21 protein-coding genes are annotated in these 25,049 nt (G+C 67.0%); 7 read left to right on the top strand and 14 right to left on the bottom strand.

Annotation, left to right across the window (positions count from 1 at the left end):
* Positions 1 to 24: 24 nt before the first annotated feature.
* The 4 genes from msrP to ACSFBM_RS01250 form a co-directional block, all read right to left on the bottom strand.
* On the bottom strand, positions 25 to 1,044 hold the full coding sequence (gene msrP, locus ACSFBM_RS01265) for a protein-methionine-sulfoxide reductase catalytic subunit MsrP (RefSeq protein WP_435441408.1): 1,020 nt from the start codon (positions 1,042 to 1,044) through the stop codon (positions 25 to 27).
* Positions 1,045 to 1,160: 116 nt separating this feature from the next.
* Entirely contained in the window at positions 1,161 to 2,477 is a 1,317-nt protein-coding gene (gene ccsB, locus ACSFBM_RS01260) for a c-type cytochrome biogenesis protein CcsB (protein WP_435441409.1), read from the bottom strand.
* Positions 2,474 to 4,648, bottom strand: coding sequence for a cytochrome c biogenesis protein ResB (locus tag ACSFBM_RS01255; protein WP_435482774.1), 2,175 nt, complete (start codon positions 4,646 to 4,648; stop codon positions 2,474 to 2,476). Before ACSFBM_RS01255 ends, ccsB begins: the two co-directional genes overlap by 4 nt.
* 122 nt (positions 4,649 to 4,770) lie before the next feature.
* Positions 4,771 to 5,460, bottom strand: a complete 690-nt coding sequence (locus ACSFBM_RS01250; RefSeq protein WP_435441411.1) for a c-type cytochrome — start codon at positions 5,458 to 5,460, stop codon at positions 4,771 to 4,773.
* Positions 5,461 to 5,538: 78 nt separating this feature from the next.
* Here ACSFBM_RS01250 and yihA point away from each other — a divergent pair, with 78 nt between their 5' ends.
* Together yihA and ACSFBM_RS01240 are read left to right on the top strand one after the other, a co-directional pair.
* A complete protein-coding gene (yihA, locus tag ACSFBM_RS01245) occupies positions 5,539 to 6,312 on the top strand; it encodes a ribosome biogenesis GTP-binding protein YihA/YsxC (protein ID WP_435482773.1) in 774 nt (257 codons plus the stop codon).
* 85 nt (positions 6,313 to 6,397) lie between these two features.
* Entirely contained in the window at positions 6,398 to 7,309 is a 912-nt protein-coding gene (locus ACSFBM_RS01240) for an alpha/beta fold hydrolase (RefSeq protein ID WP_435482772.1), read from the top strand.
* A 21-nt stretch (positions 7,310 to 7,330) separates the two neighbouring features.
* On the opposite strand, the gene ACSFBM_RS01235 is transcribed toward ACSFBM_RS01240, so the two are convergent.
* A complete protein-coding gene (locus tag ACSFBM_RS01235) occupies positions 7,331 to 8,215 on the bottom strand; it encodes an LpxL/LpxP family acyltransferase (protein ID WP_435441414.1) in 885 nt (294 codons plus the stop codon).
* The gene (locus tag ACSFBM_RS01230; protein ID WP_435482771.1) at positions 8,212 to 9,102 is read right to left on the bottom strand and encodes a lysophospholipid acyltransferase family protein; all 891 of its coding nucleotides are present in this window, start codon (positions 9,100 to 9,102) and stop codon (positions 8,212 to 8,214) included. Before ACSFBM_RS01230 ends, ACSFBM_RS01235 begins: the two co-directional genes overlap by 4 nt.
* A gap of 214 nt (positions 9,103 to 9,316) precedes the next feature.
* Here ACSFBM_RS01230 and metK point away from each other — a divergent pair, with 214 nt between their 5' ends.
* On the top strand, positions 9,317 to 10,498 hold the full coding sequence (metK, locus tag ACSFBM_RS01225) for a methionine adenosyltransferase (RefSeq protein ID WP_435441416.1): 1,182 nt from the start codon (positions 9,317 to 9,319) through the stop codon (positions 10,496 to 10,498).
* Positions 10,499 to 10,510: 12 nt separating this feature from the next.
* Here metK and ACSFBM_RS01220 read toward each other — a convergent pair whose 3' ends face one another.
* Complete coding sequence (locus ACSFBM_RS01220) at positions 10,511 to 11,956, bottom strand: sensor histidine kinase (protein ID WP_435482770.1); 1,446 nt, start codon at positions 11,954 to 11,956, stop codon at positions 10,511 to 10,513.
* 12 nt (positions 11,957 to 11,968) lie between these two features.
* Positions 11,969 to 12,643, bottom strand: a complete 675-nt coding sequence (locus ACSFBM_RS01215; RefSeq protein ID WP_435482769.1) for a response regulator — start codon at positions 12,641 to 12,643, stop codon at positions 11,969 to 11,971.
* Between the two features lie 182 nt (positions 12,644 to 12,825).
* Here ACSFBM_RS01215 and ACSFBM_RS01210 point away from each other — a divergent pair, with 182 nt between their 5' ends.
* The 3 genes from ACSFBM_RS01210 to ACSFBM_RS01200 are packed head-to-tail and all read left to right on the top strand — an operon-like array spanning position 12,826 to position 15,562.
* Positions 12,826 to 13,854: an ABC transporter substrate-binding protein gene (locus ACSFBM_RS01210; protein ID WP_435482768.1), complete on the top strand. Its 1,029-nt coding sequence runs from the start codon at positions 12,826 to 12,828 to the stop codon at positions 13,852 to 13,854.
* 2 nt (positions 13,855 to 13,856) lie between these two features.
* Positions 13,857 to 14,666, top strand: a complete 810-nt coding sequence (locus ACSFBM_RS01205) for an ABC transporter ATP-binding protein (protein WP_435482767.1) — start codon at positions 13,857 to 13,859, stop codon at positions 14,664 to 14,666.
* Positions 14,667 to 14,689: 23 nt separating this feature from the next.
* Entirely contained in the window at positions 14,690 to 15,562 is an 873-nt protein-coding gene (locus ACSFBM_RS01200; protein WP_435441420.1) for an ABC transporter permease, read from the top strand.
* A gap of 73 nt (positions 15,563 to 15,635) precedes the next feature.
* On the opposite strand, the gene ACSFBM_RS01195 is transcribed toward ACSFBM_RS01200, so the two are convergent.
* The 4 genes from ACSFBM_RS01195 to ACSFBM_RS01180 form a co-directional block, all read right to left on the bottom strand.
* A complete protein-coding gene (locus ACSFBM_RS01195; RefSeq protein ID WP_435482766.1) occupies positions 15,636 to 17,786 on the bottom strand; it encodes a TonB-dependent receptor domain-containing protein in 2,151 nt (716 codons plus the stop codon).
* Between the two features lie 63 nt (positions 17,787 to 17,849).
* Entirely contained in the window at positions 17,850 to 18,038 is a 189-nt protein-coding gene (locus ACSFBM_RS01190; RefSeq protein WP_435441422.1) for a hypothetical protein, read from the bottom strand.
* Complete coding sequence (locus tag ACSFBM_RS01185) at positions 18,035 to 19,225, bottom strand: PepSY-associated TM helix domain-containing protein (protein WP_435482765.1); 1,191 nt, start codon at positions 19,223 to 19,225, stop codon at positions 18,035 to 18,037. The genes ACSFBM_RS01190 and ACSFBM_RS01185 overlap by 4 nt, the downstream gene beginning before the upstream one ends.
* A 28-nt stretch (positions 19,226 to 19,253) precedes the next feature.
* Positions 19,254 to 21,374 carry a TonB-dependent siderophore receptor gene (locus ACSFBM_RS01180; RefSeq protein WP_435482764.1) on the bottom strand — a complete coding sequence of 707 codons (2,121 nt, stop codon included), beginning with the start codon at positions 21,372 to 21,374 and terminating at the stop codon, positions 19,254 to 19,256.
* A 172-nt stretch (positions 21,375 to 21,546) separates the two neighbouring features.
* On the opposite strand from ACSFBM_RS01180, the gene ACSFBM_RS01175 reads away from it, so the two are divergent.
* Entirely contained in the window at positions 21,547 to 23,148 is a 1,602-nt protein-coding gene (locus ACSFBM_RS01175) for a phospholipase D family protein (RefSeq protein WP_435482763.1), read from the top strand.
* Between the two features lie 43 nt (positions 23,149 to 23,191).
* On the opposite strand, the gene ACSFBM_RS01170 is transcribed toward ACSFBM_RS01175, so the two are convergent.
* Positions 23,192 to 23,944: a sulfite exporter TauE/SafE family protein gene (locus tag ACSFBM_RS01170; protein WP_435482762.1), complete on the bottom strand. Its 753-nt coding sequence runs from the start codon at positions 23,942 to 23,944 to the stop codon at positions 23,192 to 23,194.
* Positions 23,944 to 24,984, bottom strand: a complete 1,041-nt coding sequence (gene pyrB / locus ACSFBM_RS01165) for an aspartate carbamoyltransferase (protein WP_435482761.1) — start codon at positions 24,982 to 24,984, stop codon at positions 23,944 to 23,946. Before pyrB ends, ACSFBM_RS01170 begins: the two co-directional genes overlap by 1 nt.
* Between the last annotated feature and the right edge of the window lie 65 nt (positions 24,985 to 25,049).

Here is a 25,049-nt window from a genome sequence, read left to right as displayed (position 1 = left end):
GCGGCGAGCGCGTGGCGCGCGGGTTCAGAAGTTCTTCTTCAGGTCCATGCCCGCATACAGCTGGCCGACCTGGGCTTCGTAGCCGTTGAACATCTCGGTCTTGCGCCGCTTGGCGAACAGGCCGCCGCCGTCGCCGATGCGCCGCTCGGTGGCCTGGCTCCAGCGCGGATGGTCCACGTTGGGGTTCACGTTCGAATAGAAGCCGTACTCGTTGGCCGCCGCCTTGTTCCATGCGGTGCTCGGCTCCTTCTCGACGAAGCGGATCTTCACGATCGACTTGGCCGACTTGAAGCCGTACTTCCATGGCACCACCAGGCGCACCGGCGCGCCGTTCTGGTTGGGCAGCACCTCGCCGTACATGCCGAAGGACAGCAGCGTGAGGGGGTGCATCGCCTCGTCCATGCGCAGGCCCTCGGTGTAGGGCCAGTCGAGCACGCGCGAGCCCACGAAGGGCATGGTCTTGGGGTCGGCCAGCGTCACGAACTCGACGAACTTGGCGTTGCCCTGCGGCTCGACCTTCTTGATGAGCTCGGCCAGCGAATAGCCGACCCACGGAATGACCATCGACCAGCCTTCGACGCAGCGCAGGCGGTAGATGCGTTCTTCCTGCGCGCTGAGCTTGAGCAGGTCTTCGATGCCGTACTTGCCCGGCTTTTTGACCAGCCCCTCGACCTCGACGGTCCAGGGCCGCGTCTTCAGCGTGCCGGCGTTCTTGGCCGGATCGGCCTTGTCGGTACCGAACTCGTAGTAGTTGTTGTAGGTCGACGCGTCCTTGTAGTCGGTGAGCTTGTCCATCGAGATGGCACCGGGCACCGCCGACTTGGCGCCCGGCAGCGGCGCGAGCTTGTTGGGACGCTCCGTCTGTGCCCAGGCTTCGCGCGACGCGAAAGCCGCCAGCGCCGCGCCTGCCGCACCGCCCGCCATGAGCTTGAGCAGGTCGCGCCGGCTTTCGTATTCGGCGCGCGGCGTGATTTCGCTCGACAGCGGGTGAATGAAGCCGTCGTTGCTGCTGGAGCGGCGGATCGGGCGGGAATGGAACGACATGACAGGCCTTTCGCGTGAATCGTGATGCTCAGGGTAGTTCGTGACTCCCCCTGCTTTGGTTACGCGCCATCGCGGCGCGCGGTTTCAATTCTTCGCGAAAGGCCGCGAGCCTGCGCCTACAGGGTGCCGTAGCTGTGCAGGCCGCTCAGGAACATGTTCACGCCCAGGAAGGCGAAGGTCGTAACCGCCAGGCCGCCCAGCGCCCACCAGGCCGCCACGGTGCCGCGCAGGCCTTTCACGAGCCGCATGTGCAGCCAGGCCGCGTAGTTGAGCCAGACGATCAGCGCCCAGGTTTCCTTCGGGTCCCAGCTCCAGTAGCCGCCCCAGGCATCGGCCGCCCACAGGGCGCCCAGCACGGTGGCGATGGTGAAGAAGGCGAAGCCGACGGTGATCGACTTGTACATGACGTCGTCCAGCACCTCGTTGGCCGGCAGGCGCGCCGCGATGCGCTTGCGCCCGAGCAGGATGCCCGCCGCGATCAGCGCCGAGATGCCCGCGTAGACCACCCAGTAGCTGCCACCGGCTTCCTGCACGCGCTGGCGGAACGCCACCGGCACAAAGCACAGCGCCACGCCCAGCAGCCAGATCGGCGTGAGCTTGTACCAGCGTTTTTCGTCGGCCTGCTCCTTGATGAGGTAGGCGAAGGCCACCATGGCCGCGAGCGAGAAGGTGCCGTAGCCGATGAAGTTGGCGGGCACGTGCAGCTTCATCCACCAGCTCTGCAACGCGGGCACCAGCGGCTGGATTTCATGCGCCTCGCGCACGATCGTGTACCAGAGCAAGAAGCCGACCGCGGCGCTCACCACCAGCATCACGAAGGCGCCCAGCGCGCGCGTGTTGTAGCGCTCTTCGAAGTACAGGTAGAACGCGGCCGTCAGCCAGCAGAACAGCACGAACACCTCGTACAGGTTGCTCACCGGAATATGGCCGATGTCCGGGCCCAGCTGGTGGCTTTCGTACCAGCGCACCATGGTGCCGATCAGCGCCATCGTCACCGCTGCCCAGGCCAGGCGCGAGCCGATCGCGTCGAAGGTGTCGGCTTGCTTGCCGACGAAGAAGCCGAGCCAGTAGAACAGCGTGCTCATGAAGAACAGCACGCTCATCCAGAGGATGGCCGACTGGCTCGACAGGAAGTACTTGAGCCAGAACACCGTGTCGGCCCGTGCCAGGTCGCCCTGGTACGAGCTGATGGCCAGCAGCGAGGCCGCAGCCACCACGAGGGCCAGCACGCGCAACGGCCGCCAGAACCAGCCGATGGAGATCATCGCGATCAATGCGGCGGCAAGGATCGGCTTCTCGTAGTAGTCCATCGATCCCGCGTAGCGCGTGAACGCGAACAGGCCGCCGGCCAGCACCAGCGCCGCGAACACCCAGTCGAACAGGTTGCGGCGCGAGAGCCAGCTTTCATTGAGCGTGAGGGTCGTGGTGTTCATGGTGTCGCCGTTTGTTCTTTGTCCAGTGCGAGCAGCTTGTGCTTGAGGTGCTCGAATTCGCGATCGCTGTCGATGGTCTTGCGATTGACCGAGAAGGCCATCGTGGCGGCCGTGCGCGTGTCTCCGGAGGCCGTGCCGTCGGGTGTGAGCCACACCCAGAGGCGGCGCTCGCGAACGTACAGCATGGCAAAAATTCCGACGATCAGCAACAGGCAGCCCAGATACACCACATTCTTGCCGGGCGCGCGCGCCACCTGGAACACGCTGGCTTGCACCTGGGTGAAGTCGGTCATCATCATCGCGACCGGGGCCGGGTAGAAGTGCGCGTCGCTGATGGCCAGCACGGCCTGCGTCAGGTAGGCCTGCGATTTCTCGTCGTTGGGCAACGCAATCAGGCCGGCGCCTTCGCGGCTCAGGTTGAGCACCTCGAACAGCACGTCGTTCAGGATGCGCACCAGCACGCCGCCGGCGCGCTCGCGCTCGGCCTCGGGCACGTTGACCTCCATGAACTCGGCAATCGCCTGCCAGCCGCCCACGGTGGTGGCGTCGGCCTTGGCGCGCTCGCTGCCCGCGAACAGTGCCAGCGCGCGCGTGGCCGACACGCGCAACTGCTCGGCCATCTCGGGGCGCTTGGCGTCGCTCGCCTTGGCGATGTAGCGCTCGATGGCCCTGGCGCGGGTGTCGGCATCGCCGAGCGCGGTGCGCATGCGCACGAAACCGTCCATCGAGCCTTGGTCGTCGGCCGGCACGCGCAGGTAGCGGAACGGGTCTTCGGGCTTCTCGCGCATGCCCAGCAGGAAAACGGGCTGGCCGTCGCCGGTGTCGACCGGCACCATGTAGTTCTGGTACTCGCGCGCCTGGCCGGCGGCGTCGCGCAGCTTGTAGCCGATGCTCGGGCCGATGTTGCGCAGCACCTTCGGCTTGTTGACCTTGTTGGCCGCGCCCAGGCGTGACTCGATGTCGTGGCGCAGGTCGACCTTGCGCACGTCGGCGCCGCTCGTCAGGGCGCCCGCGTCGGCGAAGTTCTCGACGTTGATCACGCGCAGCGCGGCGTACTCGAGCGTGAGCTTGTCCTTGCCGTTGGTGATCTCGGTGCTCGGGCCGCCGATGACGCCTTCGACCTCGAAGGGCTTGGCTGCGGCCGCCATCGGCACTGCCTTGAGCTTCACCTTGGAGCCACCGTCGTCGAAGCTGGACTGGTAGATTTCCACGCCCTTGTAGCTCGCCGGGTGGTTGACCTCGATGCGCGCGGGCACCGCTTCGCCGGTTTCGCGGTCGTGCAGCACCACCTCGCTCGCAAAGAGCTTGGGCATGCCGGTCGAGTAGTAATCGACGATGAACTTCTTCAGCTCGATGGAGAACGGCAGCTCCTGCAGCAGCACGCCGTCGGCCTGGTTCAGGATGGCCACGCTGCCCTGCCCGCCTTCGGGCACGAGGATGTTGCCGCGGAAGGTCGGGTTGCTGGCGGACAGCCGGTACTGCGGCGGCACGTCGGCGATCATGCCGCCGCCGGTGAACACGCTCTTGCCGTTGAACCAGGTTTGCGCGCGCACCATGAGGTCGCCGTCGAGCAGCCCGCCGATGCACACCAGCACGATGGCGCTGTGGGCTGCGATGTAGCCGAGCTTGTGCGCGCCGCCGGCGCGCGCCGCGACCATCCAGCCCGCCGAGGTCGGCCGGCTGCCGTCGGTGGCCTCGCGCTGCTGCAGCTTGACCTTCCAGCCGCCGCTCACCAGCAGCTGCCCGATGCGGTTGGCCGCCGCCTCCGGCGTCTCGCCCAGCCGGTTCTCCGCGCGCTGGCCGAAGGCCTTCAGGCTCTGCGCGCGAATGTCTTCCTTGAAGGTTTTCAGGTCGACCAGGATGCGCGGCGTGTTGCGCGCGATGCACAGCGTGGTGCTGATCACCAGGAACAGCAGGATCAGCAGGAACCACCAGGCGCTGTAGACCGCGTCGAGCTTGGCCGCGCGGAACAGCGCGGCCCAGAACGGCCCGAACTGGTTGATGTAGTTGTTGATCGGCTCGTGCTGCTTGAGCACCGTGCCTATGATCGACGCGATGCAGATGACGGTGAGCAGCGCAATGGCGAAGCGCATCGACGAAAACAGCTCCACCGCAGCGCGAAGCATTTGCGGGCCGCGATGAACGCGAAGGCCATGTGTGGAGACGGACATCGGGCGAGAGGAATGAAGGAAAGGAAGAAAAAAGCAAAAAGGCGGGCCATCCTCCTGGATCGGCCCGCCCTTTGTTTGGGGTTGTTATCGGCGGTTAGTTCACGCTCGAAGGCGCGTCGTCATCAACGCAGACCGGCAATGTAGTCGGCCACGGCCCTGATTTCACGGTCGTTGAGCTTGGCGGCAACGCCGGTCATGGGGGCGCTGTTCAGGCGCACGTTGTCGCGGAAGGCGGTGAGCTGGGCCACGGTGTACTCGGCGTTCTGTCCACCCAGGCGCGGGTATTGGGCAGGAATGCCGGCGCCGTTCGGGCTGTGGCAACCTGCGCAGGCCGGGATCTGGCGATCGCCGATGCCGCCGCGGTAGATCTTCTCGCCCATCGCGAGGGTGTCCTTGTCCTTGGAGAAGCCCGGCTTGATCTTCTTCGAGCCCACGAACCAGGCGATGTTGCGCATGTCTTCCTCGGACAGCGCGGAAGCCAGCGGCTTCATGATTGCGCTCTTGCGCTTGCCGGACTTGAACTCTTCCAGCTGCTTGAGGATGTATTCGGGATGCTGTTGCGCCAGCTTGGGGTTTGCCGCAATGGCGGAGTTGCCATCCGCGTTGTGGCACGACGCGCAGCTCTGGCTGTTGGCCGGCGTCGCGTTGAACAACGTGTCCCCCTTGGCGGGGTCCGGCTTGGGCGGCTTTGCAGGGGCCGCGGCGGCCGCAGTTGCCGCTCCTGGCGTTGCCGCGTGTTCATCGGCTGCAAAACTCGTGCTGCATGCGATGCCGACGAGGGCTGCAAGCAGAATATTGGCAAACAACTTCATATCGGGGGCTTCGCTTCGAATTTATTGGCGCAAAACCTCACGATTCTACAATGGGGGTCTTGTTTAGAAAGTCCGTAGATGCCCTCCCCGCGCGCCAAGCCCGCTGCCTATCCTTCCCGCGCGGCTCCCGCCGCGGACCCCCAGGTCGCCGAACGCGAGCGCGTGGCACTGGGCTGGTTGCACACTGCCCACTTCCTCACCAGCGCTCCCCAGCTGGAACACCTGCCCCCCGTCGACCTGCCCGAGATCGCCTTCGTCGGCCGCTCGAACGCGGGCAAGTCGACCGCCATCAACACCCTCACGCAGCAGACGCGCCTGGCCTTCGCCTCGAAGACGCCGGGCCGCACGCAGCACATCAACCTGTTCGGCATCGGCAAGCAGAAGGTCGATGACGCCGTGCTGGCCGACCTGCCCGGCTACGGCTACGCAGCAGTGCCCAAGGAAGCCAAGCTGCGCTGGCAGCGTGTGATGGGCAACTACCTGATGACGCGCGAAAGCCTGCGCGGCGTGGTGCTCATGTGCGACCCGCGCCAGGGCCTGACCGAGCTCGACGAGATCCTGCTCGACGTGATCCGTCCGCGCGTGGAGCAGGGCCTGAAGTTCCTGGTGCTGCTGACCAAGTCCGACAAGCTCACGCGCAGCGAAGCCGCCAAGGTGCTGTCGATCACGCGACTCAACGCCGGCGGCGGTGAGGTGAAACTGTTCTCCGCCCTGAAGAAGCAGGGTGTCGGCGAGGCGGCCGAGCTGCTGTGGCGCTGGGTGCACCCCGAAGGGGCAGCAACACCCGCGGCCGCATCGGCTGCAGCGGCCGAGACGATCGAACCCACGGAGCCGTCGCCCGCAGACGAATAGGCCTCAAACAGGCTGCAGCGGCCGTCCAGCGTGCGTGGTTCACTATCAAAAGAATAGCGACAGTCAACCCAAGGAGACAACGAGCATGACCGAGACCTTCCAACGCAGCCTGCCCAACGGCACCACCCTGAGCTGCCGCGCCGCCGGCAAGCCGGGCCGCCCGCTGATGGTGTTCCTGCACGGCTTTCCCGAAGCCGCGTTCATCTGGGACGAACTGCTCGATTACTTCTCGGACCCGGCGCACGGCGGCTACCGCTGCGTGGCGCCCAACCTGCGCGGCTTCGAGCGATCGAGCGCGCCGACCGAAGTGGCGGCCTACAAGCCCCAGCTGCTGATCCAGGACATCCAGCAACTCGTCGCCACCGAAAGCGCCGACGGCACCATGGCCGCGCTGGTGGCCCACGACTGGGGCGGCGCCTTCGGATGGGGCTATGCCAATGCATTCCCGGCGCAGGTCGGCAAGCTGGTCATCATCAATTCGCCGCACCCGGGCACCTTCACCCGCGAGCTGCGCAACAACCCGGCGCAGCAGCAGGCCAGTGCCTACATGAACTTCCTTGCGCGCCCCGACGCCGAGGCCCTGCTCGCGGCCGACGACTTCAAGCGCATGTGGCCCTTCTTCACGCTGATGAAGGCCGGCCCCGACGGCTTCGGCTGGCTCACCGAAGAAGTGAAGCAGCAGTACCGCGAAGTGTGGGGCGCCGGCCTCACCGGCGCGTGCAACCTGTACCGCGTGACACCGATGAAGCCGCCGCTGCCGGGCCAGACCGTCGACGGCATTCCGGTGGTGCCGCGCGAGCGGCTCACGGTGAACGTGCCGACCTTCGTGTTCTGGGCGCTCGACGATGCCGCGCTGCTGCCCGGCTTGCTCGAAGGGCTCGACGAGTACGTGCCAAAGCTCGAGATCAAGAAGGTACCGAACGCGACCCACTGGATCGTGCACGAGCAGCCGCAACTGGTCGCCCGCGAGATCGAGGCCTTCCTGCAGCGCAGTTGATGCCGCCGCCGCCGGGCCGCTTCAATAGATCGGCGGCTCGCCTTCGGGGCGCGTCTTGAACCGGCGGTGTACCCAGTAGTACTGGGCGGGCATCGTGTCGATGTAGCCCTGCAGGCGCTCGTTCATGAGCGCCGTGTCGGCATCGATGTCGTCGGTCGGAAAGTTCTGCCAGGTCTCCAGGACCTGGATTTCGTAGCCGCCCGGCGTGAGCTTCGACACCACCGGTACCACCTTGGCCTTGCCCAGGCGCGCAAAGCGCGACAGCGAGGGCACGGTGGCGGCCTGCACGCCGTAGAACGGCACGAAGATGGTCTGGTCGCGGCCGAAGTCCATGTCGGGCAGCAGGTACAGCAGGCCGCCCTTGCGCAGGCCCTGAAGCACCGGCTTGATGCCGTCCACCCGGTTGAGCGCCGCCACGTCGCCGAAGCGCGTGCGGCCCTCGCGGATCCAGGCGTCGACCATGGGGTCGCGCTGGGTCGTGTAGATGGTGGCCGAGGGGCGCGCCGTGTGCATGGTCAGCGCGGTGGCCGCGGCGTCCAGTCCGTAGAAGTGCGGCGCGAACAGGATCATCGGCGCGTCGCCCTCGGCGATCTCGCGGATCTCCGGCGCCGCACCGACCACCTTGAGCCGGCTCGCCACCACCTTCTCGGGCGCATGCCAGAGCCAGCCGCGATCCAGCCACGACTGCGCCACGTAGACGAAGGTTTCGCGCGCCAGGGCGCGGCGCTCGGCCTCGGACTTCTGGGGGAAGCAGACGGCCAGGTTGGTATCGACCACACGCCGCCGCGGCACGGCCACGGTGTGCAGGATGCGGCCCAGCACCCTGCCGAAGCCACGCACGAGCGGCAGCGGCAGCGGCGCAATCGCGCGCATGAAACCGATGCCTAGCCGGGAACCGAAGCTCATGCGGACTCCCCGGTGGCGGCGGTCACGCGCTCGGCGCGCGGCTCCTTGTAGCGCGCGTAGTCCCAGACGTACTGGCCAGGCAGGCTGCGAATCAGCCGGCCGATGCCGTCGTTCATGGCGGCCGTCGCGTCTTCGACGGACGCCGCGGGGTCGGTGAGCGCGGTACCGACGATGGGTTCGAAGCGAATCACATAGCCCGCGCCACGCGGCAGGCGTTCGCACACGCTCAGGAAGCAGGCCGCGCCGGTCTGTTGCGCGAGGCGGGGAAGCAGGGTCATGGTGTAGGCGGGGCGGCCGAGGAACGGCGCCCAGACGCCCTGCCCCAACGGCGGCACCTGGTCGGGCAGGATGCCGGTATAGCCGCCGCCGCGCAGCGTGCGGATCAGGCCGCGCACGCCGCTGTTGTTGGTGGGCAGCGTCTGCAGGCCGGGGCGGTCGCGCGAGCCGGCGGCGATCAGGTCGGCCATCCATTTCTTGCGCGCCGGGCGAAACAGCGCCGTGATGGGTCCGTAGGCCGCGAGGAAGCGCTCGCCGATGGCCTGGCCGCACATCTCCCAGCTGCCGAGGTGCGGCGCCACAAGGATCACGCCCTTCTTCGCCTGCATGGCGGCCTCGAAGGCCTCGACGCCTTCCCAGCGCACCACGCGGTGCAGCACTGTCTGGCCGTGCGGACGCAGCCAGAGCCAGGGCAGCTCGGAGGCCATCTTGCCGGCGGCGGCGATGGCGGGACGGTACTGGTCGGGCGCGAAGCCCGCGCGCTCGGCGTTGGCCCTGAAGCGGCGGCGATAGCCCGGCGCGCTCCACCAGACCAGCCAGCCCAGCATGGCACCGCACCCATGCATCAACGGCATGGGCACGCGGGCAAGCAGGCGGAACAGGGTGATCATTGAAAACGGGAGGGGGTCAAAAAACGGACGCGCGCGCATGGTATGCGCGGCTCGAATAGAATCCAAATTGTCGCCGAGTTACGGAACAACTTGCAGGGCGACAAACACAAGCGCATGGCGATTGTGCCCCGTCGAATCATCGACATCTGCTAAAGCGTTCGCCAGGGCTCCGCAGAGTTGGCAACGCGCCAAATCACTTCAAGGAGCTTTGAAAATGGCGAACGACTTCCTCTTCACTTCCGAATCCGTTTCCGAAGGCCACCCCGACAAGGTTGCCGACCAGATCTCGGATGCCATCCTCGACGCGATCTTCGAGCAGGACCCCCGCAGCCGCGTGGCCGCCGAGACGCTGACCAACACCGGTCTCGTGGTGCTCGCCGGCGAAATCACCACCAACGCGCACGTCGACTACATCCAGGTCGCGCGCGACACCATCAAGCGCATCGGCTACGACAACACCGAGTACGGCATCGACTACAAGGGTTGCGCCGTGATGGTCTGCTACGACAAGCAGTCCAACGACATCGCCCAGGGCGTGGACCACGCAAGCGACGACCACCTGAACACCGGTGCCGGCGACCAGGGCCTGATGTTCGGCTACGCCTGCGACGAAACGCCCGAGCTGATGCCCGCGCCCATCTACTACGCGCACCGCCTCGTCGAGCGCCAGGCCCAGTTGCGCAAGGACGGCCGCCTGCCCTTCCTGCGCCCCGACGCCAAGAGCCAGGTCACGATGCGCTACGTGGACGGCAAGCCGCACAGCATCGACACCGTGGTGCTGTCGACGCAGCATCACCCCGACCAGAGCGAAACCTCGACCAAGATGAAGGCATCGTTCAACGAAGCCATCATTGAAGAAATCATCAAGCCCGTGCTGCCGAAGGAATGGCTGCAGAACACGCGCTACCTGATCAACCCGACCGGTCGTTTCGTCATCGGCGGCCCGCAAGGCGACTGCGGCCTCACCGGCCGCAAGATCATCGTGGACACCTACGGCGGCGCCTGCCCGCACGGTGGCGGCGCGTTCTCGGGCAAGGACCCGTCGAAGGTCGACCGCTCGGCCGCCTACGCTGCGCGCTACGTGGCCAAGAACATCGTGGCCGCGGGCATCGCGCGCCAGTGCCAGATCCAGGTGGCGTACGCCATTGGCGTGGCCGAGCCGATGAACATTACGGTCTACACCGAAGGCACGGGCGTGATCCCCGACGAAAAAATCGCAGCCCTCGTGCGCGAACACTTCGACCTGCGTCCGAAGGGCATCATCCAGATGCTCGACCTGCTGCGCCCGATCTACCAGAAGACCGCCGCCTACGGCCACTTCGGCCGCGAAGAGCCCGAGTTCACCTGGGAAGCGACGACGCAAGCCCCCGCGCTGCGCGCAGCCGCCGGCCTGTAAGGCCCTCGAGGCCTACAGGGCCTGCTGCGCCTTTTCCGCCGGCTCGACGGGTGGAAAGCGCACCGTGACCAGCAGCCCGCTCGCCTCGCGCGGGTTGGCTGCGAGGTCCACATCGGCATCGAAGGCCCGCGCAATCTCGCGCACGATGGCCAGGCCCAGCCCCTTGCCCTCGGTGTCCTGCGACACCCGATAGAAGCGCTCGAACACCCGCTCGCGCGCCTCGGGCGCAATGCCCGGGCCGTTGTCTTCCACGGTCAGCTCGACCGAACCCTCCCGCTTGCGCACACCGACCGTCACGCGACCGCCTTCCTGCGTGTAGCGCAGCGCGTTGTCCAGCAGGTTGGTCACCAACGCATCGAGCAGCGCAGGCTGCGCCAGCACGACAGCGTCTTCAGGCCCGGCCTGCGACTCGAGTCCCAGGTCGATGCCCCGGCGGTCCGCCAGCGCCGCAAGCTGTTCCACACAGCGCAGCGCCACCGCCGCCAGGTCGACCCGCTCGAGCCGCGTGTGCGCGTCGCCGTGCTCGGCCTGCGCCAGCAGCAGCAGCTTGTTGGTCACATCGACCAGCCGCCGGTTGCTGGTCTGCATGGCGACCCACATGGCGTCCATGTCGGCGCGGCGGGTGTCCCATTCGCCGCGGTGCTGGCGCGTGTAGCGTGCGAACTCGATCTGCGAGGCCTGCATGGCCAGCGGCGTGCGCAGCTGATGCGCCGCGTCGGCGATGAAGCGGCGCTGCGTCTCGGAGTGCGCTTTCAGCTGGCCCACGAATCGGTTGATGGTGTCGGCCACCGGACGCAGTTCGCTGTGCAGCGCCGCGGGGTCCACCACGAGGTCGAGGTGCAGCGGATCGCGCTGCGCGAGCTGCTGGCTCAGCCGCACGATGGGGCGCAGCTCCAGCGTCAGCGCCGCCACGGCCAGCACGATGGCGAGCAGGAGCGCGATCAGCAGGTATTCCATCGAAGGCCACCACAGCGTGCGCAGCATGTGGTTGCGGCTGCCTTCGGTCTTGCCGACGGCGATGGTGATGTCACGCGAACCCGCGGATTCATACATGGCGCGCGTGGTGACGACGGCGCGCAGCGGCAGGCCGGCAAAGTGGGTGTCGTACCACTGTGCGCGGTCCACGCCTTCGGGTTTGCGCACGGCGGGCAGCGGGAAGTCGGGCGAGCCGGCCAGCACCTCGCCGTTCGCACCCGTCACGCTGAGGAACACGCGGTCACGCTCGGGCGACACGAACAGGCTCAGCGCCGAGGGCGGCACGCTGGCCTGCACGTCGTCGCCCTCCCAGATCAACCTGTCGGACAGCACCTTGGCGGACGAGAGCAGGTCGTGGTCCTGCACGTAGTCGGCCACTTCCGCGGCGTTGCGCCAATTGAGGTACCCGCAGATCGCCACGAACACCGACAGCGGCAGCAGCAGCCACAGCGCGAGGCGCAGGCGAAGGCTGGCGCGCTTCACTGCGGGCCGCTCCTAGTCTTCCTGCCGCGTGCGCAACAGATAGCCCACGCCGCGCAACGTGATGATCGTCGCCTGGCTCGCTTCGAGCTTCTTGCGCAGCCGGTGGATGTAGATGTCGACGGCATCCGCGCTGGGCTCGTCGTCCAGCCCGAACATCGCGTCGATCAGCGCCTGCTTCGACACCGTGCTGCCCGCCTTGAGCATCAGCGTCTCGAGCAGCGTGCGTTCGCGCGGGGGCAGCGCCAGCTCTTCGGCGGCCAGCGTGAACTGCCGCGTGCGCAGGTCGTAGCGCAGGTCGCCGCAGGCGATGTCGTTGGCCTTGCCCGGCATCTGCCGGCGCACCAGCGCCTTGATGCGCGCCACCAGCTCGCGGATCTCGAAGGGCTTCACGAGGTAGTCGTCGGCGCCGATCTCCAGGCACAGCACCTTCTGGTCGAGCGACGCGGTGGCCGTGAGGACGATCACCGGCACCGTGTCGCCGCGCTCGCGCAAGCGGCGCAGCACGGCCTTGCCGGAGAGCTGCGGAATGTTGAGGTCGAGCAGCACCACGTCGTAGGCCGTCTGCGTCAGCAGCCGGTCGGCCGCATCGCCGTTGTCCACGTGGTCGACCACAAAGTCCTGCGCGCGCAGCAGGCTGGAAAGCCAGTGCGCGAGTTGCGGGTTGTCTTCGATCAGCAGCAGCTTCATGGGGCGGGGTCGGTGGCCGTGGATTCTAGGAAGCATCGCCCGGCGCCCTGCATGTAGGGATAACCATGACGAAACCTGAAGGCGACTGAAAGCTGGCCGAAGGATGGCGTTTTCTAGACTGGCTTCGTCCTGCGAACGAAGTGCGCGGGCCGCTCGAAACCATTCCAACACGGAGAGACACCATGTCCGCCACCCGCCGCACCCTGCTGGCCGCCGCCCTGTGCACCGCCTTCGCCGCCGCTGCCCCGCTCGCCCAGGCCGCCGACGCGCCCATCACCATCATGGTGGGCGGCATCAACAAGATCATCTACCTGCCGGCCAAGCTCACCGAGGCGCTGGGCTACTTCAAGGACGAAGGCCTGAACGTCGAGCTGCAATCGCAGCCGGCCGGCGTCGATGCCGAGAACCAGCTGATCGCCGGCGCGGTGCAAGGCGTGGTGGGCTTCTATGACCACACCATCGACCTGCAGAGCAAGGGCAAGGAGATCCAGGCCATCGCCGTGTTCTGCAAGGTGCCGGGCGAGGTCGAGCTGGTGTCGACCAAGGCCTCCGACGCCGGCTTCAAGAGCATGGCCGACGCCAAGGGCGGCAAGACGCTGGGCGTGACGGGCCTGGGCTCGTCCACCGACTTCCTCACGCGCTACCTGGCCGACCGTGCTGGCGTGGCCTCCAAGGACTACTCGCTGCTGCCCGTGGGCGCCGGCAACACCTTCATCGCAGCCATGAAGCAGGACCGCATCCAGGCCGGCATGACCACCGAGCCCACCGTGTCGCAGATGCTCAAGACCGGCGACGCCAAGGTGCTGGTCGACCTGCGCACCGAGGCCGACACCGTCAAGGCGCTTGGCGGCCTGTACCCGGCTGCCAGCCTCTACGTGCAGAACACCTGGGCCGAGTCGCACAAGGTCGAAGCCGGCAAGCTGGCGCACGCCTTCGCCCGCACCATGGCCTACATCCACACCCACAGCGCCGAGGACATCGCCGAGAAGGTGCCGCGCGACTACTACGGCAACGACAAGGAGCTGTACGTCACGGCACTGAAGGCGTCGCTGCCGATGTTCACCACCGACGCGAAGATGCCCGCCGGCGGCCCCGAGACCGTGCTGAAGGTGCTGGCCACCTACAAGCCGCTGGTGAAGAGCAAGAACATCGACCTGTCCAAGACCTACAGCAACGCCTACCTGGCCAGCGCTGCAGTGGCGGCGAAGTGACCATGCGAAACGGCATTCCTCCCAGCAGCAGCGCCGTGACGTCGGCGATCGACTTCGACGACGTCTCGCTGCGCTTCATTTCGCAGGACGGCAACGCGACCGTGGCGCTGCGCAACTTCAGCATGTCGGTGGCGCGCGGCGAGTTCGTCGCCATCGTCGGGCCCACGGGCTGCGGCAAGTCGACCACGCTGAACATGATCACCGGCCTGCTCAAGCCCACCGTGGGCGAAGTGAAGGTGATGGGCCAGCCCGTGACGGGCGTGGACCCGCGCATCGGCTTCGTGTTCCAGGCCGACGCGGTGTTCCCATGGCGCAGCGTGGAAGACAACGTGGCGGCCGGCCCGGTGTTCCGCGGCAAGCCCAGGAAGGAAGCGATGGAACTTGCACAGGAATGGATCCACCGCGTGGGCCTGTCCAAGTTCGGCAAGCACTACCCGCACCAGCTCTCGGGCGGCATGCGCAAGCGCGTGGCGCTGGCGCAGACCTTCATCAACAACCCCGAGATCCTGCTGATGGACGAGCCCTTCTCGGCGCTCGACATGCAGACGCGCACGCTCATGCAGGACGAGCTGCTGCAGCTGTGGTCGGGCAACGGCGGCTGCGTGGTGTTCGTCACGCACGACCTGGAAGAAGCCATTGCGCTGGCCGACCGCGTGTTCGTGCTGTCGGCACGGCCCGCCACGCTCAAGCGCGTGTACGAGATCGACCTGCCGCGCCCGCGCATCACGTCGCAGGTGCGCTACGACCCGCGCTTCATCGAGCTCTCCAAGCACATCTGGGACGATCTGCGCCAGGAAGTGGTCATCCAGTGAACACGACGACAACGACAAGAACCATGACGCCTTCCACCACCCCCACGGCGGCCGTGCTGCCCTCGTCGCTCAGCGACGCTGCGCTGGCGCGCGAATCCGAGAGCGCGCAGGCGGCCATTCGCGCGCGCCGACGCTTGATCATCTCGCTGCGGCTGATCGTGCTCGTGGTCGCCCTGGGCGGCTGGGAGATCGCGGCGCGCCTGAAGTGGATCGACCCGTTCTTCTATTCGATGCCCACGATGATCTACGACCAACTCGTGGAGTGGATGCGCGACGGCACCTCGCAGGGCTCGCTGTGGATGCAGGTCGCGGTGACGCTGGAGGAAACGGTGATCGGCTTCCTGATCGGCTCGATCGCCGGCATCTTCTGCGGCATCCTGCTCGGGCGCAACAAGCTGCTGTCGGACGTGTTCAGCCTGTACATCCAGATCGCCAACTCGATCCCGCGCGTGGTGCTGGGCTCGATCTTCGTGATCGCGCTGGGCCTGGGCATGGCGTCGAAGGTGGCGCTGGCGGTGGTGATGGTGTTCTTCGTGGTCTTCGGCAATGCCTTCCAGGGCGTGCGCGAAGCCGACAAGTACATGATCGCGAACGCGCAGATCCTGGGCGCCTCGCGCCGGCAGGTGACGATGTCGGTGGTCATTCCGTCGGCCATGTCGTGGATCCTGGCGAGCCTGCATGTGAGCTTCGGCTTTGCGCTGGTCGGCGCGGTGGTGGGCGAGTTTCTCGGCGCCAAGGAAGGCATCGGCCTGCTGATCTCCACGGCCCAGGGCGCCTTCAATGCCAGCGGCGTGTTCGCGGCGATGATCGTTCTGGCGGTGGTTGCACTGGCCGCCGACTTTCTTCTGAGTTCGCTCGAGAAGCGGCTGCTGAAGTGGCGGCCCGCGGCGTTCTGACGATTGCGCAATTGCACACACGAACGGCGGGCATCACCCGCCGTTTTTTGTTTTCATGCCGCTGTCGATGGCATCAGAACCGGTAGGCACCACTCAGGCCCACCGTCCAGTTGCGCCCCGGCGCAGGTTCGTAGTAGCGGCCATTGCCTTCGTTGACGATCACCGAACCCACGTAGCGCCGGTCGAACAGGTTGTCGACACGCGCAAAGGCATTGAATTCCCAGCGCTCCCACTTCTTCAGATAGCCCGCGTACACCGCCGCGACGGCATAGCCCGGCGCGCTCGCAGTGTTGGCGTCGTTGGCCTGGAGCATGCCCAGCGCGCGCATCTCCACGCCCGCGCGCCAGCCTTCGGGCGGCACCCAGCCCAGCGATGCGAACAGCGACTGGCGCGCAATTCCGGGAATGCGGTTTCCCGCCGCCACCGTGTTGCCCGTCCCGCAGGGCGACGGCGAGCAGAAGGCATCGCGGTAGGTCGCGTCCAGCCAGGTGTAGGCCACCTGCGTGCGCCAGTGATTGGCGGTCTCGTGCTGCCAGCCCAGCTCGAAACCGTTGCGCCGCGTGCGCCCCGCGTTCTGGAAGGTCGCGCGGCCGCCGACGTTGGTGTTGGTCACGATCTCGTCGCGTGTGCGGGTCTGGAACAGTGCCGCCGTCAGCAGTCCGCCGGCGAGCCTGGCCTTGGCGCCGACCTCGATGCTGTCGTTCACCGAAGGGCGCAGCGCGAAGTTCAGGCCGCTCGCGCCGTTCGCCCGGTACGACAGCTCGTTGAGCGTCGGGGTCTCGAAGCCGCGGCCGATGGAGCCGTACAGCGCGAGGTCGGGCGTGGCCTGGTAGCGCAGCGAGGCCACGGGCAGCGTCTCGCTGTAGCGCGCGCTGCCGCTGTCGTCGCGGTTCGTGCCGACGATGTAGCGGTCCTGCGAGTTGAAGTGCACGCTGCTGCGGCGCACGCCGGCCTCGAGCGTCCAGCGGTCGGTGAAGCGCCAGGTGGCCTGGGCGTAGGGGTCGAGGTTCCACACCTCGTTGAGCTCGTTGCGCCGCAGCCGGCCCTGCACGCCGAGCACGGGCGCCGCGACGGGCCCCAGGTAGTTCTCGTAGCCGCGGCGCTTCTCGCGCAGGCTGTCGTAGCCCAGGCCCGCCACCACGTCGAAAGGGCGGTCGGCCAACGTCAGCGCGGCGTTCCAGCGCAGGTCCACGCCGCCGTACTGGCGCGACAGGTCGATCACGCCGCCCGCGTGCAGCGGGTTCTGCTGCGCCGACGGGGGAATGGACTGGTACTGCGTGGTCTTGCGTTCGCCGCTGTAGAGCATCAGGCGCAGCCCCTGTTCGGCATCGATGCGACGCTCGTAGAGCAGCCCGACCTGCGTCTGCTCGACCGTCTTGCGGGTGTCGTACTGCGTGGCCAGCGGCGCGCTGCGCGGGGCCAGTGCGTACTGGTCGGCGGTGAGTCCCAGGGGGTCTTGTGCGTCGATGCGCACGCTGTTCATGATGAGCGTGAGCTTGTCGCCGTTGTCCAGCGCGATGCCCAGCTTGCCGTTGGCGATGTCGCGCCGCGCGGCGCTGTGCTCGCGCCAGCCGTCGGTGTGGAAGCGGCTCGCATCGAGCAGGTAGTCGACCGCGCCCTGCGAACCGCTCAGCTGCAGCGACTGCCGCCACGTGCCGAAGCTGCCGCCCGCGAGCGAGTACGACAGCCGCGGCGGGCCCTCGCCCGAGGCGGTGAAGGCCTGCACCACGCCGCCGGAAGAATTGCCGTAGAGCGCGGAGAACGGCCCGCGCAGCACTTCCACGCGGTCCACCGAGCCGATGTCGATGTTGGAGGTCTGGCCCTGCCCGTCGGGCAAGGTGGCCGGGATGCCGTCGACATACAGCCGCACGCCGCGCACGCCGAAGGTCGAGCGCGCGCCGAAGCCGCGAATCGACAGCTGCAGGTCTTGTGCGTAGTTCAGCCGGTTCTGCACCTGCAGACCCGGCACGGCGCCCAGGCTTTCGGAGAGGTTGACCTGCAGGCGGCTGTCGCGCATGTCGCTGCCGTCGACCCGGTCGACCGAGCCGGGCACGTTGAAGGGCGTGACCTCGCCGCGCGGCGTGGAGACGGTGATTTCGCGCAGGCGCAAAGCACCGGCCTGCGGACCGGCATCCGGACCGGGCGGCGGCTCCGGCTGGGCCTGCGCGGCCGATGAAGCCCCCAGCAACAAGAGACAGGCCGCAGCGACGGGAGCGATGTTCATCGCGCCGATTCTGCTTCGGCCTCGCCCCCCGCCGTGTCGCGGTGGCGCGACGCCAAGGGAAAACTAGCGGGTGGGCGACTTTCGCCAGCCGAACCAGGCGCAGACGATCACCGGAATGCCCAAGGTGATCCAGGCCAGGATGTCGCCCAGCCCGCCGTCGCTGAACAAGGCCGAGATCAGCCCGAAGGTCGTCAGCAGGCCCAGCACGATCGGCCAGCCCCACATGCGCCAGAAGCCTTGGTGCTGTTTCATGCCCGCGCCTTCATGGCCGGTGCCGGCTCGGGTTGCGCGCCAGCGGGACCCCCCGGCTGTTCAGGCGCCGCGGTCTTGCGGGATGCGGGCACGGGATTGCCCCGCTTGAGCCACAGGTACAGCCCGCTGCCCAGCACGATGATGGTGGCGATGTCGAGCAGCGCCCAGAGGATCTGCATCGGCATGCCGCCGTAGTCGCCGAAGTGCAGCGGCTGCGACACCAGCAGCGCCGTGAGGTACCAGGGCAGCTTCGGCGACGCGGTCACTGCGGCCGTCTTGGCGTCCACCAGCACCGGCTGGAAGAGCTTGGAGGTGAAAGGCTCGCTGCCGCGCACGAAGAAGGTGGTGTGGTGCGGGCTGGAGAACGAGGTGCCGGGGAAGGCGATGAACGACAGCTTCATGCCGGGCGCGTGCTGCAGCGCGGCGTCCATCGAGCGCTGCACCGAGGCGCGCTCGTTCACCGCCACCACCGGTTCGTTCTTGTAGGGAGTGAGCAGCGCGCTGAGCTGGTCGTACTGCCAGTACTTGATGAGCAGGTCGGCCCAGGTGTTGATCATGCCGGTGGAGCCCACCACGAACACCCACACCAGCGTGACGATGCCCAGCAGGTTGTGCAGGTCGAGCCACTTCAGGCGCGGACGCTTCTCGCGGCGCACCGTGCCGAAGTCGAGCTTGCGCATGAAAGGCGAATACAGCACCACGCCCGACACGATGGCCACCAGCAGCAGCAGCCCCATGAAGCCCAGGAACAGCTTGCCCGGCAGGCCCGCGAACAGGTCGACGTGCAGCTTGAACATGACGTACATGAAGCCCTCGTCGAACTTGGGCTGCGCCAGGATGTCGCCCGTGCGCGCGTCGACCGCGACCGACTTGAAGTCGTCCGTGGGCGCCGGCGTGGGCGTGAGCGTGACGAACCACAGGCCGTCGTCGTCCTCCGGCTGCGAGGCGAACTGCACCACGCGGTCGGGGTGCTTGGCCTTGGCGATGTCGAGCACGCGGTCCAGGCTGATGTGGGGCGTGCCCGCCGGCATCTTCGGCGCCTCGACCTCGGTGCCCAGCAGGTGGCCGATCTCGTGGTGGAAGATGAGCGGCAGGCCGGTGAGGCACAGCAGCAGCATGAAGACAGTGCACACGAGGCTGCTCCACTTGTGCACCCAGGCCCAGGTCTTGATTTTTCGGCTGTTCATGTCGTGGTGGCTTTTTTGAGGTCGTGGTCTAGAAACGGTAGGTGGCGCTCGCGACGACGCTGCGACGCGCACCGTACCAGCAGTCGCCGCGCGCCAGGCAGGTGCTGAAGTAGGTCTTGTCGGTTGCGTTGTTGATGTTCAGGGCATAGCGCCACTTGGCCGACTCGTAGGCCAGCATGAGGTCCACCAGGGTCACCGAAGGCACGCGCGGCCCCGCGCTGCTGCCGTCCACATCGGTGAAGTCGCTCATGTAGCGCACACCGGCGCCGGCCGAGAAGCCCGGCACTCCGGCGATCGAGAAGCGGTACTTGCCCCACATCGACACCTGGTTGCGCGGCTGTTCGACGAGCTTCCGGTCGACATCGATGTGGGTGTAGTTGGCGATGAGGTCGAAATCGCGTGCCAGCGTCGTCTTGAGTTCGAACTCGACGCCCTTGTTTTTCGTGGCATCGACCTGGCGGCCGTAGTTGGGGTTGGTGCTGTCGGAGACGACGCGGTTCTTTTCCTTGAGCGAGAAGACCGACGCGGTGAAGCTCGTGGCCGAGCCCGCGGGCTGGTACTTGACGCCGGCCTCCACCTGCTCGCCGCGCAGCGGCTTGAACAGTTTGCCCTCGAGGTTCGTGCCCGCCTGCGGGGTGAACGATTCGGTATAGCTCAGGTAGGGCGACCAGCCCGACGGCAGCGTGTACATCACACCCAGCCGGCGCGAGGTGGCACTGGTGGTCTCCGAGTCGCTGCCTGCAGTGCCCGCCGTGCTGCGGTCATGGCGCAAGCCGGCCACGAAGATCCAGTTGTCCAGCTTCATCTGGTCCTGCACGTAGACGCCGGCGTTGCGCTGGGTGGTGCGGGGCCGGTTGGTGAGCTCGGTCACCGGCACGTAGCCGATGCCGTAGACCGGCGCGTACGCGTCGATGGCGCTGTACGAGGAGCCCTCGATCTTGTCCTGGCGCTGGCGCGAATACTCGGCGCCCACCAGGAACGTGTGGCGCACCGCGCCGGTGTTGAAGTGACCTTCGACATGGTTGTCGACGCCGGTCATGCGCGTCCAGGTCAGCGACTTGTCGTTGACACGGCCCAGCAGGCGCTGGCCGGCCGGGTCGAGGCCCCAGCCGCCGGGCAAGGAGAAGAAGTCGCCGTAGTGGTAGTGCGAGTCGTTGAACGTGCGCGACACGCGAAAGTTCTGGCGGAACGTCCAGTCGTCGTTGAACTTGTGCTCGAACATCCAGCCGAAGGTCTTGCGTTCGGTGTCGTAGCCATCGCCCGGCTCGCCGATGAACCGGCTCGAGCGCAGCGGGCCGTTGACGTTCGCCAGGATGGTGCCTTGCCAAGGAAAGAACTGCGAGGTGCTGCCGGTCTTGTCCTTCTGCCACAGGCCCTGCACCGTCAGCGAGGTGGCGGCACTGGGCCGCCAGGTGAGCGACGGCATGATGAGCGAGCGGTCGTCCGGCACGTAGTCGACCTGCGTGTCGGACTTGCGCTGCAGCGCCACCAGCCGGTACGACCAGTCGCCGTCCGCCGTCAGCGGACCGGTGAGGTCGGCCTGGACCTGCTTGCGGCCGAAGGAACCGAGCTGCACGCCCACCTCGCGGTACGCCTGCTGCTGGGGGCGCTTGCTGACCATGTTGACCACACCGCCGGCCGTGCCCGCGCCGAACAGCATGCCGGCAGGCCCGCGCAGCACCTCCAGGCGCTCCAGCGTGTAGGGGTCGGGGCGCGCCGTGGCGGTGTACCAGCCGGAGGAATAGGTCTGCAGTCCGTCGAGGTAGACGGAAGGATCGCTGCCGCGCACCGAGAAGCTGTCCGAGCGAGCGTCGAGGCCGTACGCGTCGGAACGCACGCCTGCAGCATAGGTCAGTGCATCCTGCAGGTTGGTCGCACCTTGATCGACCATCTGGTCCCGGGTGACGACCGTCACCGACTGAGGTGTTTCGGACAGCGGCGTGTCGGTCTTGGTGGCGGTGACGGCGTTCCTTGCGCGGTAGCCGATGACGGGCGAGGTCGCCGTTTCGGCATCGGCATTGGCATCGACCCGGACTTCAGGCAAGGAACCCGCCGTTGTCGTCTGGGCAAGCACCTGGTGCTGCGCATAGATCGCCAGACACCCCACCAGCACCGATACAGCCTTGGGCCGCTCAACCAACCTCGTCATGAGAACCTCGCTCCAAATACAATTAAGAATCATTATTATTTTATTAGCGAAAAGCAGGCACTTCGTCCAATCCCCAGTCACCGAGCGGGGGTTGCGTTGTGAAATTGCGTCTTCTTTTCGAGGCGAAACAGCTACCATGCCGCCCGCACGCCACTGTGCGTTTGCGGCCCTCATGTTCAAGCTCATTGCCCTTCTGTCTTCTGCACTGCGCGGCCTGGCCTGGCGCCTGATGGCCCTGGCTGCGGCCTTGGTGCTGGCAGGCTGCGCCGGGCTGCCTCCGCGCATCCCCGAGCCGCCGGCATTCGCCATTGCGGCCTCCGCGTCCACCGAGCTCGGCCGCGCGGCGCTCAGCCTCAATTCACCGCCCGACGGGCTGTCCAGCATGCGCCCGCTGATCGAGGCCTCCTTCGCGCTCGACGCGCGGCTCGAGCTCATGCGGCGCGCCACGTCGTCGCTCGACATCCAGACCTACCAGCTGGGCAACGACAAGACCGGCCGGCTGCTGCTGCGCGAAATGCGCAATGCCGCCCGGCGCGGCGTGCGCGTGCGGCTGCTGCTCGACGACTTCTACACGGCCGGCATGGACCCCCTGCTGCTCGGCCTGGCCGCCGAGCCCAACGCCGAGGTGCGGCTGTTCAACCCGTTCGTGAACGCGCGCGACCATTCGTCGGGGCGCTGGCTGGAGTTCTTCGGCGACTTCCGCCGGCTCAACCACCGCATGCACAACAAGCTGTTCGTGGCCGACGGCGCCATGGTCATCGCGGGCGGGCGCAACCTCGCCGACGAGTACTTCCTGCGCAGCGAGAGCGCGAACTTCATCGATTTCGAACTGCTCATGGCCGGTCCGGTGGCCCCCGAGTCCGCCGCCATCTTCGACACCTACTGGAACAGCGACGTGGTCTACCCCCTGCGCCGGGTGGCCAGCACGAGCCGCACACCGCAGGCGCTGAAGGCCGACTTCGAAGAAGCCACCTCCCCGGCCCACGCGCCCTCGCCCGACCCGCTTCCCATCACCGACCTGCTCGGCGACCTGCCGCTGGGCGCGCAGCTCGCCGACGTGGCGCAGCTCCGATGGATGCGCGCCGAGGCGCACGCCACGGCAGACAGCCCCAACAAGGCGCTGGGCGTCATGACGCAGCCCACCGAGTCGCTGGCGCGCCGCTTCCATGAAATGCTGGCCACCGCGCAGTCGAACGTGGTGGTGATCTCGCCCTACTTCATTCCGGGCGACGAAGGCATGGAGCGCATCCGCATGGGGCGCGAGCACGGCATCAACATCACCGTCATCACCAACTCGCTGGCCGACAGCGATGAGCCGCTGGTCAACATCAACTACAACCGCTACCGCGTCGACATGCTCAAGCTGGGCGTGAACCTGTACGAGGTCAGCACGCAGCAGCTGCGCCGCGCCGGCCAGTTCCGCACCCTGCTGAAGAAGGCCCGCGGCCGCCTGCACGCCAAGCTGGCGCTGGTCGACCGCCAGTGGGTGCTGCTAGGTTCCATGAACCTAGACCCGCGCTCGGCGCTTTTGAACACCGAGTTCGGCGTGCGCGTGCGCAGCTTCGAGCTGGCGCAGGCCCTGCTGTTCGCCTACCAGCTCGACGACATCGAAGGCGTGTACCGAGTGACCCTCAACCCCGACGGCAAGAACGTGCAGTGGATCGGCACCGGCGACGTCGACAACGAGGTGCTCGACAGCGAGCCCGATTCCAGCATGCTGACGCGGCTGCAGTTGCTGCTGTTCTCGTGGTTCGTACCGACGGACCAGCTGTAGCGGCCCGGCAACCACGGGCTGCGCGGGCCACGTGTGCCGGCTCCTACCCCGCCGCCCACGCTTCCCACAACAGCTTGGCGCCCAGCAGCAGCGTGAAGGCCTGGAAGGCGGTCTTCATGCGCTTGGGGTCCGCCACACGGGCCACCCACGCGCCCAGCCATCCGCCCACCGCACATCCGACGAACAAGGGAATGCCCAGGCGGAAGTCGACGGCGCCGCTGGAGACGAAGGTGGCCACCGACGCCCCGACCACCAGCAGGTTGATGCGCGTCATGACCGCCGCGCTCTCGCGGAACGTGAGTCCGTAGCAGCGCATCAGCGCGAAGATCAGCAACGTGCCGAAGCCGGCACCGAAGAACCCGGAATACACGCACAGCCCGAAGATCACCGCCACGCCTGCCGGCGCGTACGGCAGGCGCGCCTGCACATCACGCGGGCGTTGCGAGAAGTCGGTCCGGTGCGTGATCCAGAGAATGACGACCATCAGCAGCGCCACCACGATCTTGAGCACCCGGTCGGCAATGCCGACCACCAGCAGCGAACCCGATACCGATCCCACGACCGCCAGCGGCCACACCACCCAGGGCATCGCCTTGCGCTCGGCGGCGTCACCGCGGTGCGCGAGCGAGCCGGTGACGAAGGAGCCGAGCAGCGCGAACTTGACCGTGGCAATGCTCTGCGCCGCCGAGTGCCCCATGAGCAGCAACAGCGGCACGCCCGCCGTCGCACCGCCGCCGATGGTGACCGCCACCACGCCGATGAAAAGGCCCAGCGCCGGAATCACAAGCAAGGTCATCACGACCTGCCGCCGCCGACCGGGCCCGCGCCGGACCCGACGGCGAGGCAGCGCAGCAGCGCCGCACTGCGCACGGCCACGCCGTTTCGCGCCTGCTGGAAGTACTTGTTCTGCGGCGTGTCGTCGATGTCCGCATCCAGCTCGTCGGTGCGCGGCAGGCAGTGCATGACGACGAGGCCCGGCAATGCGCGGGACAGCAGCGCACGGTGCAGCCGGCACTTGTGCAGCTGGCGCTGGTATGCGGCCGGGTCGGTGAATTTTTCCTGCTGCACGCGCACCATGTACACGACGTCGACAAGCCCGATCATTTCCTTCATCGACGAATACTCGAGCGCCGGCACGCCGTTCAATTCGCCCAGTTCCCGGGGAAATTCGGTGCCTTCGTCCGCCTCGTGCGGCGCATCGACCACGTGAAGGCGGACATTGCTGAACTTGCGCAACCCTGCGATCAGCGATTTGGCCGCCCGCGAATAACGAATGCCGCCGGCAATGCCCACATGCAGGTTGTCGATGTCGCCGAAATGGTCCTGCAGCGTATAGAGATCGATGAGCGCCTGGCTCGGATGCCGGACCTGTCCCTCGCCGGCATTGATGAGCGGCACGCGCACCGTGTCCTTGATGCGGCGCATGACGCCGTCCTCCGTGTGGCGCGCCACCACCGCGTCGCAATAGAAGCCGGCCATGCGCGTGGTGTCCAGCAGGCTCTCGCCGAGCTCCAGCCGCGTGTTGCGCATGTCGGACACGCTGAGCACGCGCGCGCCCAGGCGGTGCGCTGCTGCCTCGAAGCCCAACCGTGTTCGCGTGCTGGGCTCGAAAAAGAGCGTGCACACCACACGCCCGGCCAGCGCGTGCCTGAAGATTTCAGGTGTGCGACGCAAATGATCGACGGTCGAAAACAATTTTTCGATCTCGATCCTGGAAAGATCCTCGATGGAAATAAGGTCCTGCATGCCAATCCCCTTGAGCAGTTTGTTTGAAACGCGTCCATGGGGTCCTTGGCATATAACCTGCCGTGCGGATCTTGCCGCCCTGGCATCCATTCGTTCGGCCAGTGTTCTGCTCTTTGCCCCTCCCCAACTCATTCTTGTAGTCGCGCATGCTTGAA

The organism is Variovorax pasteuri (assembly GCF_051216435.1).
Lineage (GTDB): Bacteria > Pseudomonadota > Gammaproteobacteria > Burkholderiales > Burkholderiaceae_C > Variovorax.
The sequence above is the reverse complement of the archived record's forward strand: the minus strand, read 5'-3'. Positions and strand labels throughout refer to the sequence as shown.